Annotated in this window: 16 protein-coding genes; 1 reads left to right on the forward strand and 15 read right to left on the reverse strand. The window is 37.9% G+C overall.

Annotated elements, in window-relative coordinates; all coding sequences use genetic code 11:
- Window positions 1-144 precede the first annotated feature (144 nt).
- Window positions 145-1,800: an SUMF1/EgtB/PvdO family nonheme iron enzyme gene (locus tag R2Q77_RS02940; RefSeq protein ID WP_316802216.1), complete on the forward strand. Its 1,656-nt coding sequence runs from the start codon at window positions 145-147 to the stop codon at window positions 1,798-1,800.
- A 102-nt stretch (window positions 1,801-1,902) separates the two neighbouring features.
- Here R2Q77_RS02940 and R2Q77_RS02945 read toward each other — a convergent pair whose 3' ends face one another.
- The 15 genes from R2Q77_RS02945 to nuoF all read right to left on the reverse strand — a co-directional run bounded on the left by R2Q77_RS02945 (window position 1,903) and on the right by nuoF (window position 16,309).
- On the reverse strand, window positions 1,903-2,403 hold the full coding sequence (locus R2Q77_RS02945; RefSeq protein WP_316802217.1) for an acetyl-CoA carboxylase biotin carboxyl carrier protein subunit: 501 nt from the start codon (window positions 2,401-2,403) through the stop codon (window positions 1,903-1,905).
- Between the two features lie 4 nt (window positions 2,404-2,407).
- The gene (locus tag R2Q77_RS02950; RefSeq protein WP_316802744.1) at window positions 2,408-2,992 is read right to left on the reverse strand and encodes a DUF4159 domain-containing protein; all 585 of its coding nucleotides are present in this window, start codon (window positions 2,990-2,992) and stop codon (window positions 2,408-2,410) included.
- 125 nt (window positions 2,993-3,117) lie between these two features.
- Window positions 3,118-3,822, reverse strand: coding sequence for a 16S rRNA (uracil(1498)-N(3))-methyltransferase (locus R2Q77_RS02955; protein ID WP_316802218.1), 705 nt, complete (start codon window positions 3,820-3,822; stop codon window positions 3,118-3,120).
- An 8-nt stretch (window positions 3,823-3,830) separates the two neighbouring features.
- Complete coding sequence (locus R2Q77_RS02960; protein ID WP_316802219.1) at window positions 3,831-5,186, reverse strand: hemolysin family protein; 1,356 nt, start codon at window positions 5,184-5,186, stop codon at window positions 3,831-3,833.
- A gap of 71 nt (window positions 5,187-5,257) precedes the next feature.
- The gene (locus R2Q77_RS02965) at window positions 5,258-5,809 is read right to left on the reverse strand and encodes an inorganic diphosphatase (RefSeq protein ID WP_131538358.1); all 552 of its coding nucleotides are present in this window, start codon (window positions 5,807-5,809) and stop codon (window positions 5,258-5,260) included.
- 7 nt (window positions 5,810-5,816) lie between these two features.
- Window positions 5,817-6,470 (reverse strand): DedA family protein, encoded by a 654-nt coding sequence (locus R2Q77_RS02970; protein WP_316802220.1) that lies wholly within the window; start codon window positions 6,468-6,470, stop codon window positions 5,817-5,819.
- 50 nt (window positions 6,471-6,520) lie between these two features.
- Window positions 6,521-7,894, reverse strand: coding sequence for an NADH-quinone oxidoreductase subunit N (locus R2Q77_RS02975; RefSeq protein ID WP_316802221.1), 1,374 nt, complete (start codon window positions 7,892-7,894; stop codon window positions 6,521-6,523).
- Between the two features lie 3 nt (window positions 7,895-7,897).
- Entirely contained in the window at window positions 7,898-9,361 is a 1,464-nt protein-coding gene (locus tag R2Q77_RS02980; protein ID WP_316802222.1) for an NADH-quinone oxidoreductase subunit M, read from the reverse strand.
- Window positions 9,362-9,381: 20 nt separating this feature from the next.
- Window positions 9,382-11,283 (reverse strand): NADH-quinone oxidoreductase subunit L, encoded by a 1,902-nt coding sequence (nuoL, locus tag R2Q77_RS02985; RefSeq protein ID WP_410479240.1) that lies wholly within the window; start codon window positions 11,281-11,283, stop codon window positions 9,382-9,384.
- Between the two features lie 13 nt (window positions 11,284-11,296).
- The gene (gene nuoK / locus R2Q77_RS02990) at window positions 11,297-11,626 is read right to left on the reverse strand and encodes an NADH-quinone oxidoreductase subunit NuoK (RefSeq protein WP_316802223.1); all 330 of its coding nucleotides are present in this window, start codon (window positions 11,624-11,626) and stop codon (window positions 11,297-11,299) included.
- Entirely contained in the window at window positions 11,626-12,129 is a 504-nt protein-coding gene (locus R2Q77_RS02995; protein ID WP_316802224.1) for an NADH-quinone oxidoreductase subunit J, read from the reverse strand. Before R2Q77_RS02995 ends, nuoK begins: the two co-directional genes overlap by 1 nt.
- Window positions 12,130-12,242: 113 nt before the next feature.
- Entirely contained in the window at window positions 12,243-12,746 is a 504-nt protein-coding gene (locus tag R2Q77_RS03000; protein WP_025146332.1) for a NuoI/complex I 23 kDa subunit family protein, read from the reverse strand.
- Window positions 12,747-12,748: 2 nt separating this feature from the next.
- Window positions 12,749-13,786, reverse strand: coding sequence for an NADH-quinone oxidoreductase subunit NuoH (gene nuoH / locus R2Q77_RS03005; protein ID WP_316802225.1), 1,038 nt, complete (start codon window positions 13,784-13,786; stop codon window positions 12,749-12,751).
- Entirely contained in the window at window positions 13,786-14,796 is a 1,011-nt protein-coding gene (locus tag R2Q77_RS03010; protein WP_316802226.1) for a 2Fe-2S iron-sulfur cluster-binding protein, read from the reverse strand. Before R2Q77_RS03010 ends, nuoH begins: the two co-directional genes overlap by 1 nt.
- Before the next feature lie 145 nt (window positions 14,797-14,941).
- The gene (gene nuoF, locus R2Q77_RS03015; RefSeq protein WP_316802227.1) at window positions 14,942-16,309 is read right to left on the reverse strand and encodes an NADH-quinone oxidoreductase subunit NuoF; all 1,368 of its coding nucleotides are present in this window, start codon (window positions 16,307-16,309) and stop codon (window positions 14,942-14,944) included.
- Window positions 16,310-16,320 lie beyond the last annotated feature (11 nt).

The raw sequence follows: 16,320 nt of genomic DNA on the forward strand, positions 1-16,320 counted from the left end.
ACTAAACACAATACCCGTTTACTTATTACGTTATGCCTTTGAAATTATATTCAACATTTTGTTGTTACAAAGTTTATTAAAATCATATAAATTTGCTTAATTTTATCAATTGATTGCCCTATAGGCAATATTCCGTAGTATCATATGAAAAAACTATTACTATATTCATTTACTTGTTTGTCACTTATTGGCTTGCTTTCGAGTTGCAGTAACTCTAAAAGCTCAAATAGATCCAGTAAAACGGGTATTCCCTATGCGGATAAGAAAAACAAAACTTATGGCAGTTTTGCTGTTGCCACCAAATATAAGCGTGCACCAGGACCTGGGTTAATTCCAATTGAAGGTGGTGTTTTGGTTGTAGGTGGTAGTGCTATTGAAGTTGCAGGTGTAGAACCAAGCATTTATAATTATAAAAGACAGGTAACTGTTCCTTCATTTTATATGGATGAAACAGAAGTTTCCAATACTGACTGGTTAGAATATTTACACTGGATCAGGGTAAGTTATCCTGAAGATCGTGAATATTACTACAATGAATTGCCTGATACATTAGTTTGGCGCAGGGCATTATCCTATAATGAACCTTACGTTGAAAATTACTTAAGACACCCGGCCTACCGTGATTACCCTGTTGTGGGTGTTTCCTGGGAGCAGGCTTCACGTTTTTGTGAATGGAGAACTTCTCAGGCAAATGAGTTTATTTTACGTGAAAAAGGCATTTTAACAGATTACAAAACATTAGCTGGAGGAGGTAGCAGAGGAAATAACAGTACAACCGCCGCAACTGCAAGACCTGATAAGCCATTTAATACAGATGCTTATTTAAATGGCCAGTATGATGATAAGGGTAAAAATGCACCTAAAGATTATAATGCCGCTGCCGGTGCTTCAGTTGGTGCCGCAGGTGGCCGTGGAGGTGCAACCCCAACCAGGAATGCAACTTTAGAAGATGGTGTAATCATGCAACCTTACCGTTTACCAACAGAAGCAGAATGGGAATATGCCGCTTTAGGCTTAATTGGCAACACGGAATACGAAAACATTAACCAGAATAAAATTTACCCATGGAATGGTTTGGGTGTTAGTTCTGCAAAGAAAAAAACCAGAGGTATGATCCAGGCCAACTTTAAAAGGGCATCAGGAGATTATATGGGTGTTGGTGGTTCATTAAATGATAAGGGAGATTTAACTGTTCCGGTTATTTCTTATGCACCAAACGATTTTGGTTTATACAATATGGCGGGTAATGTAAACGAATGGGTTAACGACGTTTATCGTACAGCAACCTTTACAGATGCGGATGCTTTCAACCCTTACCGTGGTAACCAATTTCAGGATAAACAATTGGCTGATGCCGCAAGCGGTAAAATTGCATTGGATAAATATGGTAAACCGATTAAAGAAAATGCTTACTCGGGTAAAAAATTAACCTGGGCTGAGAAACAGGCTTTAGCAAAGAGAGCCGATTCAATTGCAAAATCTCCGGACCCAAAAGCTGCTGTTACTTCTTACCAGGCTGATGAAAGAGGTTACCGCGACAGACAAAACAAATTATTGAATGACGAAGGTGTTTCCTTAATCAATGATAAATCGAGGGTTTACAAAGGCGGTTCATGGAATGACATGGCTTACTGGCTAAACCCCGCAACACGTCGTTTCTTACAGCAGGATGAATCATCAGCTGAAGTCGGCTTCCGCTGCGCAATGACAATGTTAGGTGCGCCTGAAATCAGCACAAAAGGCAAAAGAGAATTTAAAAATGCTCCGCCGAAGGCTTTCAGAGTTAATAAAAGCAGATAATATAAAAGCCCCGATTAAAAAATCGGGGCTTTTATATTTTTAAGACTATTATTCAAAAATAATCTGTACAATACTTGCACGTTTGATTTGTGGTAAAACCTTCTATTTGAATTGGATCAAAACCTGATTCTTTTCTACTTTATCTCCTTGTTTTACCAAAATCTTTTTAACAATTCCATCGGTTGATGACTTGAGAATATTCTCCATTTTCATGGCTTCCAAAATCAATAAATTATCGCCTTTTTTTACTTCTGTATCTTCGCCAACCATTACATTTAGAACAAGACCTGGCATAGGGGCTTTAATTTCAGAAACCTTGTTTGTGGCTAAATTATCAAGTCCAAGCTGTTTTAATAGCTGATCAAACTGATCTTCTACCTTAATGTTGTATATATGGCCATTTACTTTGATGATACAGGTCTTTTCTGCTTTGTTCAGTTCTACAACTTCTGTATTAAAAGATTTATTCTGATATAAAACATGAGTAAGGCCATTGCCTAAGGTACTCATATCCATTTCAACCGGGGCACCATTAATTGACAATGCAGTGGGCTTAGCTTCCACATCAAATTGAAATTTATCGTTAACTTTTACTTTATGCATTTTATTATTGTGTTAAAGCATACTGAACTAAATTTGCGCCCATTTTAAGCGCTTTTGTTCTTGTTTCTTGTGTATCATCAGGATAAGTACCAAAATCTTCCCAGCCGTTCCCTAAATCGCATTCAAAGGTGTAATAACAAACTACCCTACCCTTATAAATTAAGGCAAACCCCTGAGGCCTTTTACCATCATGCTCGTGTATTTTAGGCAAACCTCCCGGGAATTTAAATTTCTGATTATAAATAACGTGGTTAGCCGGTAACTCTACAAAGTTTAATTCAGGAAAAACCTTTTTCATTTGCGGCCTGATAAACTTATCCAAACCATAATTATCATCAATATGCAGAAAGCCACCGCCTGTTAAATACTGCCTTAAGTTTTTAACTTCCTGATCGCTAAAAACCACGTTACCGTGCCCGGTCATATAGATAAACGGGTAGTTATAAATTTCCTTACTGCCCACTTCAACAACGCTTTCTTCCGGGTAAAAATTAGTTTTAAGATTTGAATTGCAAAAGGCAATTAGATTAGGAAGCGCAGTTCGGTCAGCATACCAGTCGCCACCACCGCTGTACTTTAATTTTGCCATGCGATAGGTTGGAACACTAAAAGAAAAAAGCAGGAAGCTAAAAGCAAAAAGGCTAAAGCAGAAGGCTAAAAGTTTTGCTCTTTTATTCGAAAGTGGAAAGCCAAAAACTGAAAATTTCAAATTGATTATCGGTTAAGGTAATTGATTTCAAAACAAACAGATAATGCAGCCGTTTCTGTACGCAATCTGTTATCACCTAAAGTTAATGCTTTAAAGCCTTTATTCAAAGCTAAATCAACTTCATCAGGTGTGAAATCTCCTTCGGGACCGATCAGGATTAAATATTTTTGATGTGGAGCTACAAGTTCGGATATATATTGCTTCTCTCCGTTATCGATACAATGCGCGATTAATTTATCACCTTCAAAAGGTTCTTTCAAAAAGGCATCCAAAGAAATGGCGTCATTTAATTTTGGATGGTATGCTTTTATAGATTGTTTTACTGCTGAGGTAATCACTTTGTTCAGGCGATCTTCTTTAACCACCCTTCGTTCAGACCGATCGGTAATAAGAGGGGTAATTTCATCAATACCTAATTCAGTGGCCTTTTCTAAAAACCACTCCAAACGATCGATGTTTTTGGTTGGGGCAACTGCAATATGCAGGTAATGATTTCGCTTATGAAACTCCGTTTCTACTTTTAATATAGATAAAGATACTTTTTTGGGATTATCGGAAGTAATTTCAGCAGTGTAAAAGCCGCCTATTCCATCTACCAGATTAACGATTGAGCCAATGCCCAAGCGAAGTACCCTAACACAATGTTTACTCTCTTCTTCGTTAAGGGTATAACTATTTTGGGTTATATCTGGTGTATAAAAAATATGCATGGTTGCAATTAGTGGTTATCCACCATATCTTCCTTATTAAGGACCAATTCTAACTTTATGGTTTCGATATTTTGTTCAGTTTTTTTCAGGATGGTAAACAAATACCCGTAAGATTCATTGTTTTCTCCAACTTCTGGTATGCGCCCAAAAATATGCGATACCAACCCGCCAACGGTATCGAAATCCTCATCTTCTGGTAAATCATGAGGTAAATGTTCATTTACATCATAAACCGTAGCAAAAGCATTTACGATAAATTCATTATCTGAAACTTTTTCAACCAGTGGTTTTTCCTCATCATATTCATCCTGGATTTCGCCAACAAGCTCTTCAACAATATCCTCCAGGGTTACCATACCCGCCGTTCCACCAAATTCATCTAAAACAATGGCGATTTGAATGCGGTTTAATTGCAACTCGCTCATCAAATCATTGATTTTTTTGGTTTCCGTTACAAAATATGGTTTGCGGATAATGTCGCTTACTGTCCAGTGTTGATTGCCCGAGGCGACCAACGGTAAAATATCTTTGGCATGGATAATACCCACAATCTTATCCATAATATCATCATAAACAGGTAACCTGGAGTATCCTTCTTTTATAATGGTATCAATTACTTCTTCTTTAGGTGAACTTAATTCAATACCCGAAATCTTGGTTCTTGGAACCATGATGTTTTTAACCACGCGTTCGTTAAAATCAAATACATTTTTGATTAACTCATGCTCGTTGGTATCTAAAGCGCCGCTTTCCTTTCCCTGATCCAATAAATACTGAAGTTCTTCGGTACTGTGCAATGATTCGTGCCCGGCAGAAGTATCAATTCCAAAGGGTTTAAGGATTATTGCTGCAAGACTGTTTAAAGTCCAAATAAATGGCCTGAAAACAACATAAAACAACTGTAAAGGAACCGACACAAATAATGTTGTGGCAACGGGTCTTTGAATGGCAAATGATTTCGGAGCCAACTCACCAAATACGATGTGCATTACCGTAATTAAAGAGAAGGCAACAATGGTAGATGCGGTGTGAATAGTAGCATCGCTTAATCCCCATTGAAGACTATCGAAAAGATTTTTAAAGATGGTATGCATAACGCCTTCACCTACCCAACCTAAGCCCAGTGATGCAAGCGTTATACCTAATTGTGTTGCGGCTAAATAGCCATCGAGATTGTGGATAATGGTTTTAGCCATTTTACCTACTCTGCTACCTGTTTTTGCTTTTATTTCAATTTGAGATGCACGAACTTTAACGATAGCAAACTCAGCCGCTACAAAAAATCCGTTTAATAAAACCAAAAATAAAGCTAAAAATAAGCGCCATCCTACTGATGTTGTATCTGGTTCTTGTACTGCAATCATCCCTAAATTTGTTGAAGGAAGAATTGCACTTAACTTTAAATTTAAAAACAAGCAGACCGTGGGTAAATCCATTAAGCTAATTCTCTAAATGTTGTATTATAAAGTTCTATGCTTTCTTTAATTACTTTGTGCGCATAACGTACACCCAGTAAATGTTCAATAGTTACATTTTTACCTTCTAATGCTTTATAATCCTGAAAGAAACGAACAATTTCTTTCATCTGGTGCGGAGGAAGTTCCTCTAAGTCATTGATATAATTTACAGACATATCGTGAGCTGCAACAGCGATAATTTTATCGTCTTGCTCTCCGTTGTCTACCATATGCATTACACCTACTACTTTAGCTTCGATAAGTGTCATTGGATATACATCAACAGAACATAATACCAAGATGTCCAATGGATCTTTATCATCGCAATAAGTTTGCGGAATAAAGCCATAGTTAGCCGGGTACATTACTGATGAGAAAAGAACTCTGTCTAATTTAATTAAGCCAGATTCTTTATCTATTTCATATTTTGCTTTTGATCCTTTTGGAATTTCAATAATTGCATTAACCGTTTCTGGAAGGTTATTGCCTGGTGATACGCTATGCCATGCGTGATGATCGTCTTTGCCCATTTCTAATTTAAATCTGTTTATCCTCATCCGGATCTTTAACCACTTTACTTTTTACAAAGGTAATTAATAATGGTATAGTTGTGATGATGATAAACCCAATAATAATATATAATAAATAATCGTTTATTTCCTTTTCAAATCTTTTGCCTAAAAAATAACCCAGTAGCGTTAGGGAAACAATCCATAAAACACCACCAACTATATTGTAGAAAGCAAATTTTTTGAAATCAAGTTTTACTACTCCTGCAAAAATCGGTGCAAAAGTTCTAACAATTGGCACAAACCTGCCCATTATTAATGCAAATGCGCCTTGTTTATTGTAATATTCTTCTGCAGCCTTTAAATATTTCTTTTTAAAGAAGAAACTGTCTTTTCTATGGTACAACATTGGTCCGGTTTTTCGGCCAAACCAATAGCCGGTAAAATTTCCCATAATTGCTGCTACAGATAAGCCTGCAAGCAGTACAGCTATGTTTACGTCGAGTTTGCCCGTAGCAACAAACATGCCCGCTAAAAACAATAAATAATCTCCGGGAAGAAAGAAGCCAAAGAACAGGCCTGTTTCTGCATAGATTACAAATAGCACTAAATAGAATCCGCCCTCCCTCAATAATTTTTCGGGAGCGATCAGTTGATGCAGGTTATTCCAAAAATCGTGCATATTTCAATTATTCGTAAAACTACAAATAATTTATCAATATCAACAGGATGTTAAATCAGGTTTAAAACGATTGCCGGGTAAATACCTATCACAATCGTAATAACTACTGAAATTAACAAAACAACCTTGTATTGAACTGGCGTACTTAACTCTGTTTCAGCTCCATCCTTAAAGTACATGGCAACAATTACCCTGAAATAGTAATAAAAACCAACCAATGCATTTAAAACGGCGAAGCCTACCAAAAGTATGCGGTAGTCTGACATTACATTTAAAAACATTAAATACTTACCTATAAAACCTGCTGTAAGCGGAATACCTGCTAATGACAACATAGCAACCGTTAAACATAAGGCTACTAATGGATTGCGTTTTCCTAAGCCATTAAAGCTATCGAAGCTGTCGCTGCCTGTTTTTTGTTTCACTAAAATTAAAACGGCAAAGGCAATAATTGAGGCGAAAGTATAGGCTGCTGCATAAACTAAAACATTATTACCTGATTGTGGTGACACATAAATTAGGGAAAACAAAAGATAACCTGCATGCGAAATACTGGAATAGGCAAGCATGCGTTTGAAATTCTTCTGGAATAAAGCCGTAACGTTGCCGATAAAAAGGGTTAAACAAACAATAACCATTAATGGCATTACCCAAAAATCGTGCAGTGGAGACAAGGCACCTGCAAATAACCTAAGGAAAGCTGCAAAACCAGCAGTTTTAACAACTGTACTCATAAAAGCCGTAATTAAAGATGGCGAACCTTCGTACACATCTGGTGTCCAGAAATGAAAAGGAGCCGCCCCTACTTTAAAGCTTAAACCAATCATCATTAAAACTACACCCGGGTAAAATATCGGAGAAACGGATTGAGGGTTTGCAATCAGATAAGCTTCAATCTTATCTAAATCAAATGATCCTGTTGCCCCATAAATTAGGGTAATACCAAATAATAAAAAGCCCGTTGAGAAAGCGCCCATTAAGAAATATTTCAATGAGGCTTCATTTGAAGCAAAATCCTTTTTTCTAATCCCCGCAAGGATGTATAAACTTACCGACATGATTTCTAAACCCACAAAAAGCATAGCCATGTTTTTGTAAGAAACCATCATAATCATTCCTGCAAGTGCAAAAAGAATCAGGGTATAATATTCTGCTATATTATCACTCTTGGAATGAAAGTAGTTTTGTGTAAGCAGAAAAATAAATAAAGTACCTACAATACAGATGCCTGAAAATGCCAGGGCAAAATTATCCGTCTGCATCATTCCAAAATGAACAGCGTTGCCACCCCAGGCACAGAAAGTAAATCCTAACGCAGTAAGTAAGCCAACAACGGTAAGCGGTAGTAATGCTTTTTTTGCTTTAAACAAACCTGCATAAAGCACTAAAAAAGCTGTTATACTAATGGTTATAATAATATTCATTGCTTAATTTACTGTGTTTAATTTTTGATTTACCTGTTCTAATAAATGTTGTACAGATGCCTCTGTTAAGTGCAATAATGGTTTTGGATACACACCCAGAACAATAATTAATGCACAGATTATATAAAGGACTAATTTCTCTGTCCCATTGATATCAGTAAAACTGATGGTTAATTCATTCGTTTTGCCAAGCATTACATTCTGGTACATGCGCAACATGTAAACGGCTCCAAAAATAATGGTTAAACCCGCAATTGCCGCTGCCCAGATGCCATAATTATAAACACCCATTAACAAAAGAAACTCTCCGATAAAACCATTGGTTCCGGGTAAGGCTACTGTTCCTAAAACAATAATTAAGAAAACAATGGCCAGTTGTGGTGCAACTTTGGCAATACCACCCAAATCTTCGATTTTATTTGTTTTCAAGCGCGAGTAAATAATATCCAATACATAGAATAAACCAACAACATTTATACCGTGACTTAGCATTTGAACCATTGCACCTTGCATGCCTTGCTGGTTTAAAGCAAAAATGCCTGCAGAAATTAAGCCCACGTGGGCAATAGAGGAGTAGGCTACTAAACGCTTCGCGTCTTTTTGAGTAAATGCGATGATAGAAGCGTAAACAATACCTATGATGGATAATACAATGGCAACGTTAGCCCAATCGTGCACACCTTGAGGTACAATTGGCAACAACCACCTGATTACACCATAAATACCCATTTTTAACATAATACCTGATAAAAGCATCGTACCCTGAGTAGGTGCAGCGGTATAGGTATCAGGCTGCCAGGTATGAAAGGGGAAAATCGGCATCTTGATGGCGAAAGCAATAAAGAAAGCCCAAAATATCCAACCTTGCTGGTATGCATCTAAATTTAAAGCGTAAAATGCTTGCAAATCAAAGTTGTGTGCCGGGTTTTGCAAATACAAATAGATAATCCCCATTAACATAAATAAAGATCCTGCTATGGTATAAACAAAAAACTTCATGTTGATGCGAATGCGATCTTTACCACCCCAAACTGCACAGATAAAATATATCGGGATTAAAGCTGCTTCCCACCCAATATAGAATAAGAAAGCATCCATCGAAGTAAACACAAGCAATAATCCGGTTTGCATAAACAGTATTAATGCATAAAATGCGGATGGATTTTTATAATCGTGTTTATAACTCGATAAAATGATAATCGGGATTAAAATGTTTGTCAGTAAAACGACTAACATGCTAATACCATCAATACCTGCATGGAAACGAATACCTAAATCGGCAATCCACGGTAAGTTAGTTTCAAATTGTGTACTTGCATCAGGAATAAAACTGCATGCCATAAACAAAGCCAGACCTAAAGAAATCACCGCAATTACGGTAGAGATTATTTTGGCCGACTTGCCTGAAAATGCAGTAATAACAGCACCTGCAAGCGGAAGAAATATAAGTAGTAAAAGTTGTTCCATTATTTAATTTTGAACCCTTTTTATATGTATAAAAATGTATATAACAGCAATGCGACGATACCAAATACCATCATAAATATATAGAAACCTACGTTTCCACTTTGTAACAAACGAACGCCTTTACTGGCCTCATTTGTTCCCCAGCCTAAACCGTTTACAATTCCATCAATAACCTTGTTATCCAATATCCTATAGAAGAATTTAGAAAGTGCATCCAATGGTTTGGTGATTAAAAAGTCGTAAATCTCATCTAAATAGAATTTATTGTAAGATAATTTCGCCAGTGCAGAGCGTGGTGCTTCATCAGCAACCGGAACGTGTGCACCTTTAACATATTTACTATACGCATAAATTGTAGCGGCTAAAGCAGCCAATACAGATACGCCCATTAAAGCATATTCCGTAGTATGATCCAAGCTCAATTCGTGTTGTGCAACGCCTGCGCCCGATAACCAATGTGCTAACCACTCATTTCCACCAAATACATGAGGGATATTGATTACTCCACCAATTGCAGCTAAAATTGCTAAAATAATTAATGGAATAGTCATGGCTTTTGGCGATTCGTGGATATGGTTCTCTGCATGATGTGTACCTCTGTATTTTCCAGAGAAAGTAAGGAACATCATCCTGAACATATAAAACGCTGTTAAAAAAGCCGTAAATAAACCTATTGCCCAAAGTACTTTATTGTGTTCGTAAGCATTTGCTAAAATTTCATCTTTAGAGAAGAAACCCGAGAATGGAGGTAAACCTGCAATGGCAATGGTACCAATCATCATGGTTAAGAAAGTAACCGGAAGTTTTTTCCTTAATCCACCCATATGGCGCATATCCTGCTCGTGGTGCATGGCATGGATAACCGAACCTGCGCCTAAGAATAATAAAGCTTTAAAGAATGCATGCGTTAATACATGGAAGAATGATCCTGTATAAGCGCCAACGCCCAAACCTAAAAACATATAGCCCAATTGAGATACGGTTGAATAAGCCAATACCTTTTTAATATCTGTTTGTGTTAAGGCAATAATTGCGGCAATTAAGGCCGTTGCCGTACCAATAATTGCAATAATATTTTGGGTAAATGGTGCAAGATCAAATAATACACTTGAACGTGCTATCATATAAATACCCGCCGTTACCATGGTAGCCGCGTGGATTAACGCCGAAACTGGCGTTGGTCCGGCCATTGCATCTGGTAACCAGGTAAACAAAGGCAACTGTGCTGATTTACCGCAGGCACCAATAAATAATAAAATAGTAATTAATGTTAAAGTCTCCTTACCAGGCATCATGTTAGCGGCTAAAGGGAATACTTTAGCAAACTCAACACTTCCGAAAGTATTGAAAATTAAAAATACGCCTAATAAAAAGCCTAAATCACCAATACGGTTCATTACAAAAGCTTTTTTTGCGGCCGATGCATAAGCACTGTTGGTGTACCAGAAACCGATTAACAGGTATGAGCATAAGCCTACGCCTTCCCAACCGATAAACATCACGATATAGTTTGATCCTAATACCAATAAAAGCATAAAGAAAACAAACAGATTCAGATAGCTGAAAAATTTACCGAAACCTGCATCATCATGCATGTAACTGGTAGAATACAAATGGATTAAAAAGCCAATACCTGTTATAATCAACAGCATGATTGAACTTAAAGGATCAACCAGGAAAGATAAAGGGATGTGTAATTTTCCGGCACTAATCCAATCAAATAAAAATACTTCGTGAGATTTCTGTGCATCGCCATTTAAGCTAAAAAAGATAAAAAGGCTAATGATAAAAGAAGCTAAGATTACCCCGCTCCCGATAACACCAACAAGCCCTTTTGATAAAGAGTTTCTGCCCAGTCCATTAATTACAAACCCTAAAAAAGGAAGTAATGGAACCAACCAAATCAATTGTTCTATTGTCATTCTTAGTATATATTTACCACTTAAGGCGATTTAAAACATTAATATCTATAGATTTCGTATTCCTGTAAACCATTACAATGATGCTTAAGCCAACGGCAACCTCTGCTGCGGCCAATGCCATAATAAAGAATACGAAAACCTGTCCTGATGGATCATTGCTATGCACAGAAAATGCTGTTAAAAGCAGGTTTACTGCATTTAGCATTAACTCTACCGACATAAAAATTACGATTGCATTTCTACGGGTTAATACACCAATTACACCTATTGTGAAAATAATTGCACTTAAATAAATGTAATGGTTAAGCGGAACGCCTGCGGCTTGTGTGAATAAATTTCCCATTATGCTTCTACCTCATCTTTTTTAGATAATAAAACGGCTCCAACCATTGCTGATAACAGTAAAAGCGATGACAACTCGAAAGGCAATAAGAATGGTCCGAAAAGCTCCTTTCCTAAATTTTCGACCAAACCCAATCCCGGATCTTTCAGGATTAAAGGGCTTGTAATGGTTGCTGCTTTTAACGATCCGATTAAAGTTACTACTAAACAACAGCCGGCGATAACACCTACTATTTTGATTAATGGCGATTTAGAAGGTTCAGTTTCCTTATTCAGGTTGAGTAGCATCAGTACGAATAAGAATAACACCATGATGGCCCCCATATAAACAATAAAGTTTACCACGGCCAAAAACTGTGCATTTAGCAGCACATAGTGCACTGTAAATGTAAAAAAGGTAAGAATTAAGTACAATACACTGTGGATCGGATTTTTTGCAAAAATCACCATCAGTGAAAAGATGATACTTAATGTGGCTACGAAATAGAATACTTGTGTACCCATTAATTTGTTTATTTATTTACTTTGTTTCTCCACGCCATACGAGGCATGGAGCAATCTTATTAATTTACGCGTATTCCATTAGGCTCCGGCTAATCGGGAGACAGAATGGTTTTTTATTTCTTCATCTCTAAAGGCGCCTCTACCAGTTTATCTTTTCCGTAAATAAAATCTTTACGTAAATAATCTGCCGGCACTATAGGTCCATCTAAATAAATGGCTTCTTTAGGGCAAGCTTCTTCACATAAACCGCAGAAAATGCAACGCAACATATTGATTTCATAAGTTGCAGCATATTTTTCCTCACGATATAAATCTTTCTCTTCTGGCTTACGCTCAGCGGCAATCATGGTAATGGCTTCCGCCGGACAAGATAGTGCACATAAACCACAAGCTGTACAACGTTCTTTTCCGTTTTCATCACGTTTAAGAGAGTGCATCCCTCTAAAATTTGTCGAAAACTCGCGCTCAACTTCTGGATATCTTATCGTAGCTTCCTTTTTAAATAAGTGGCTAATGGTTATGCCCATTCCTTTTGCAATTGCAGGAAGGTACATTCTTTCCATAAAGCTCAAAGGCTTTTGCTCCAGTACTTTTTTCTTATTACTTAATGATTCCATAATTAAAACTTCTCAATAATCGCAATCACAATTCCTGTTATTATAATGTTGGCAATAGCCAAAGGTATCAATCCTTTCCAGCCTAAGTTCATCAATTGATCGTAACGGAAACGAGGGATTGTCCATCGAACCCACATAAAGAAAAAGATGAAAGCAAATATTTTTGCAAAGAAAACTGCAGTTCCGATAAGCGGTGCCCATGTTGTTCCTGCATGTGTAGCTACCCAGTCCATTCCCGGATAATTGTACCCACCCCAATATAATGCAGCCATTACCGCCGATGATACAAACATGTTAATGTATTCAGCAAATAAGTAAAAACCCAATTTCATGGAAGAATACTCTGTATGATAACCACCAATTAATTCCGTTTCACACTCTGGTAAATCGAAAGGCGCACGGTTGGTTTCTGCAAAAGAACATACCATGAATATTAAAAACCCTAACGGTTGATATAATACATTCCAATGCCATCCATGTTGCTGATTTACAATTTCTTTTAAGCTTAAGGTATTGGTCATTAAAAGCAAAGCAATTATTGATAAACCCATCGCAATTTCATAACTGATATTCTGTGATGCTGCACGTATAGCACTTAGCAAAGAATACTTATTGTTTGATGCCCAACCACCAATCATTACGCCGTAAACGCCTAAAGAAACAACACCAAAAATGTACAATACCCCAACGTTGATATCAGAAACCTGTAAAGGAATTACTCTGTCGCCAATAACCATCGGGCTTCCCCAAGGAATAACTGCCGTACCAATACAGGCACACAGTAAAGCTAAACCCGGGCCAGCAATAAATAACCATTTGTTTGATGTAGTAGGAATAATTTCCTCTTTCATAAACATTTTAACACCATCTGCCAGGGGTTGTAAAATACCGAAAGGACCGGCACGGTCTGGACCTAAACGATCCTGCAAAAATGCAGCTACCTTACGCTCTGCATAGGTAGAGTACATGGCAATGACTAAGCTGATGCCGAAAATTACAGCAACCAGAATAAATTTTTCTATGATAAAACTGCTATCCATTAGTATTTAACTGTTTTATGTAATTCAATTTCGTTTGCTGCCTGTAATGCCGCATTTGGTTTAATAACCGGAAGCGGAATTAGCGTTTCGTAGTGGTTTGATGCAATTACCGAAGTATCATCAATATGCGTTGGGTGCTCAATAGTCCAGTCGGAAGTTGCTTTTTTATCAAATCTGCAGGTATTACAGATAAATTCTTCCACCTCTCCAAATTGATCCTTGCGGGCAGTAACACGCAAAACATCTTCTCCTTTGTACCAAAGCGTTACTTTACCGTTGCACTTTTCATGGTCGCAGTTGCGGTGTGCATCAACAGGTTTGGTAAACCAAACACGGTTTTTAAAACGGAAAGTTCTATCGGTTAAAGCACCCACCGGGCAAACATCAATTACGTTTCCGGAGAAATCGTTATCAACTGCCTGCTGGATATAAGTAGAAATTTCAGAATGATCGCCACGGTTTAAAATACCATGAACACGTTTATTGGTAATCTGATCGGCTGTAAAAACACAACGATAGCACAAAATACAACGGTTCATGTGCAGTTGGATTTTATCACCTATATCGATACGTTCAAAGGTACGGCGCTCAAATTCGTAACGGGTTTTTTGTAAACCATGTTCGTAACCTAAGTTTTGAAGATCGCACTCTCCGGCCTGATCGCATACCGGGCAATCCAACGGATGGTTAATCAATAAAATCTCTACAACACCTGCACGTGCTTCCAAAACTTCTGGTGAAGTAATGTTAAGTACTTCCATCCCATCCATTACTGTTGTACGGCAAGAAGCGACCAACTTAGGCATTGGGCGAGGATCTTTTTCAGAACCTTTGGTAACCTTAACTATACAGGTACGGCATTTACCGCCACTTCCTTCTAATTTAGAATAATAGCACATTGCTGGCGGAACGATATCACCTCCTATTTGCCTTGCGGCATTCAGGATCGTAGTTCCGTTATCAACTTCTACTGTTATTCCATCTATCGTAACCTTAACTTTTTCACTCATGGTTAATGATAATCATTTTGTTTTTTATGCTTATGCCGTTATTAAGGACAAAAGCAATCTTTTTTCTTGTTAAAGTCTATCGCATTAGGATTGCTTCGTTCCTCGCAATGACGTTTAGCCTAAGGTTGCAAAAACAACCTCAAATCTATTTTTCTTCCGTTACCGGAGCTTTTTCTATCGGCACTGCATAATTCGCAATACCATAATTTTGTTGCTGGCTCTTAACTGGCTCTTTAATGTGCCATTCAAATTCATCTCTAAAATGACGGATTGCACTGGCTACCGGCCATGCTGCAGCATCTCCCAGTGGGCAAATGGTATTTCCTTCAATTTTACGTTGAATATCCCAAAGCAAATCTACATCTTCCATGCTGCCATGGCCATGTTCGATTTTGTGTAATACTTTTTCCATCCATCCGGTACCTTCGCGGCAAGGCGAACATTGCCCGCAACTTTCGTGATGATAAAATCTGGAGAAATTCCAGGTATTACGCACAATGCACTGATCCTCATCAAAAGCAATAAAACCGCCTGATCCCATCATGGTTCCGGTAGCAAAACCACCTTCAGACAATGACTCGTAACTCATTAAACGAGGTTCGCCGTTAGCGTATTTCAATGTAAGGTTAGCTGGTAAAATCGGCACAGATGAACCACCTGCAACCGTTGCTTTTAATCGTTTTCCATTAGCAATACCACCACAGTACTCATCAGAATAGATGAATTCTTCTACTGGTAAACCCAATTCGATTTCGTAAACACCTGGTTTTACTAAATTACCCGATGCTGATATTAATTTTGTACCGGTACTTCTACCAATACCAATTTTTGCATATTCATCGCCACCATCGTTAATAATGGGCACTACTGCAGCAATGGACTCAACATTGTTTACCACTGTTGGGCAACCATATAAACCTGCAATAGCCGGAAATGGCGGTTTAATACGTGGATTACCTCTTTTGCCTTCAAGCGACTCTAACAATGCGGTTTCTTCACCACAAATGTAAGCGCCACCACCCGGCTGAACATATAATTCGAGATCGTAACCTGTACCTAAAATATTTTTACCCAACCACCCGGCTGCTTTTGCTTCGGCGATTGCTCTTTCCAAGATACGGATTTGAGGCATCATTTCGCCACGAACGTAGATGTAAGAAACTTTTGCGCCTAAGGCAAAACTCGCAACAATCATTCCTTCAATTAAAGCATGAGGAATGTAGGTCATTAAATAGCGGTCTTTAAAGGTTCCCGGCTCAGATTCATCTGCGTTACACACCAAATAGCGTGCAACACCTTCCGGCTTGGCTAAGAAGCTCCATTTCATCCCGGTTGGGAAACCCGCACCACCACGACCGCGTAAGCCTGATTTCTTAACTTCTTCAACAATCTCTTCAGGTGTTAAAGTTTTAAGGGCTTTTTCTACGGCACGGTACCCGCCTTTTTGGCGATAGACCTCAAGTGTATTGATGCCTGGTACGTTTATATGCTCAAGTAACAGTTTTCGAGACATTTCTATTAGTC

It is taken from the genome of Pedobacter nototheniae (genome assembly GCF_032678625.1).
GTDB lineage: Bacteria > Bacteroidota > Bacteroidia > Sphingobacteriales > Sphingobacteriaceae > Pedobacter > Pedobacter nototheniae_A.

Excerpts from the sequence above, each read along its gene's own strand:
- nuoL (WP_410479240.1), bottom strand. The coding sequence starts at position 11,283 with ATGACAATAGAACAATTGATTTGGTTGGTTCCATTACTTCCTTTTTTA.
- R2Q77_RS02970 (WP_316802220.1), bottom strand. The coding sequence starts at position 6,470 with ATGCACGATTTTTGGAATAACCTGCATCAACTGATCGCTCCCGAAAAA.
- R2Q77_RS02965 (WP_131538358.1), bottom strand. The coding sequence starts at position 5,809 with ATGGGCAAAGACGATCATCACGCATGGCATAGCGTATCACCAGGCAAT.
- R2Q77_RS02955 (WP_316802218.1), bottom strand. The coding sequence starts at position 3,822 with ATGCATATTTTTTATACACCAGATATAACCCAAAATAGTTATACCCTT.
- R2Q77_RS02975 (WP_316802221.1), bottom strand. The coding sequence starts at position 7,894 with ATGAATATTATTATAACCATTAGTATAACAGCTTTTTTAGTGCTTTAT.
- R2Q77_RS03010 (WP_316802226.1), bottom strand. The coding sequence starts at position 14,796 with ATGAGTGAAAAAGTTAAGGTTACGATAGATGGAATAACAGTAGAAGTT.
- R2Q77_RS02960 (WP_316802219.1), bottom strand. The coding sequence starts at position 5,186 with ATGATTGCAGTACAAGAACCAGATACAACATCAGTAGGATGGCGCTTA.
- R2Q77_RS02945 (WP_316802217.1), bottom strand. The coding sequence starts at position 2,403 with ATGCATAAAGTAAAAGTTAACGATAAATTTCAATTTGATGTGGAAGCT.
- R2Q77_RS02980 (WP_316802222.1), bottom strand. The coding sequence starts at position 9,361 with ATGGAACAACTTTTACTACTTATATTTCTTCCGCTTGCAGGTGCTGTT.
- nuoF (WP_316802227.1), bottom strand. The coding sequence starts at position 16,309 with ATGTCTCGAAAACTGTTACTTGAGCATATAAACGTACCAGGCATCAAT.
- R2Q77_RS03000 (WP_025146332.1), bottom strand. The coding sequence starts at position 12,746 with ATGGAATCATTAAGTAATAAGAAAAAAGTACTGGAGCAAAAGCCTTTG.
- R2Q77_RS02995 (WP_316802224.1), bottom strand. The coding sequence starts at position 12,129 with ATGGGTACACAAGTATTCTATTTCGTAGCCACATTAAGTATCATCTTT.
- R2Q77_RS02940 (WP_316802216.1), top strand. The coding sequence starts at position 145 with ATGAAAAAACTATTACTATATTCATTTACTTGTTTGTCACTTATTGGC.
- R2Q77_RS02950 (WP_316802744.1), bottom strand. The coding sequence starts at position 2,992 with ATGGCAAAATTAAAGTACAGCGGTGGTGGCGACTGGTATGCTGACCGA.
- nuoH (WP_316802225.1), bottom strand. The coding sequence starts at position 13,786 with ATGGATAGCAGTTTTATCATAGAAAAATTTATTCTGGTTGCTGTAATT.
- nuoK (WP_316802223.1), bottom strand. The coding sequence starts at position 11,626 with ATGGGAAATTTATTCACACAAGCCGCAGGCGTTCCGCTTAACCATTAC.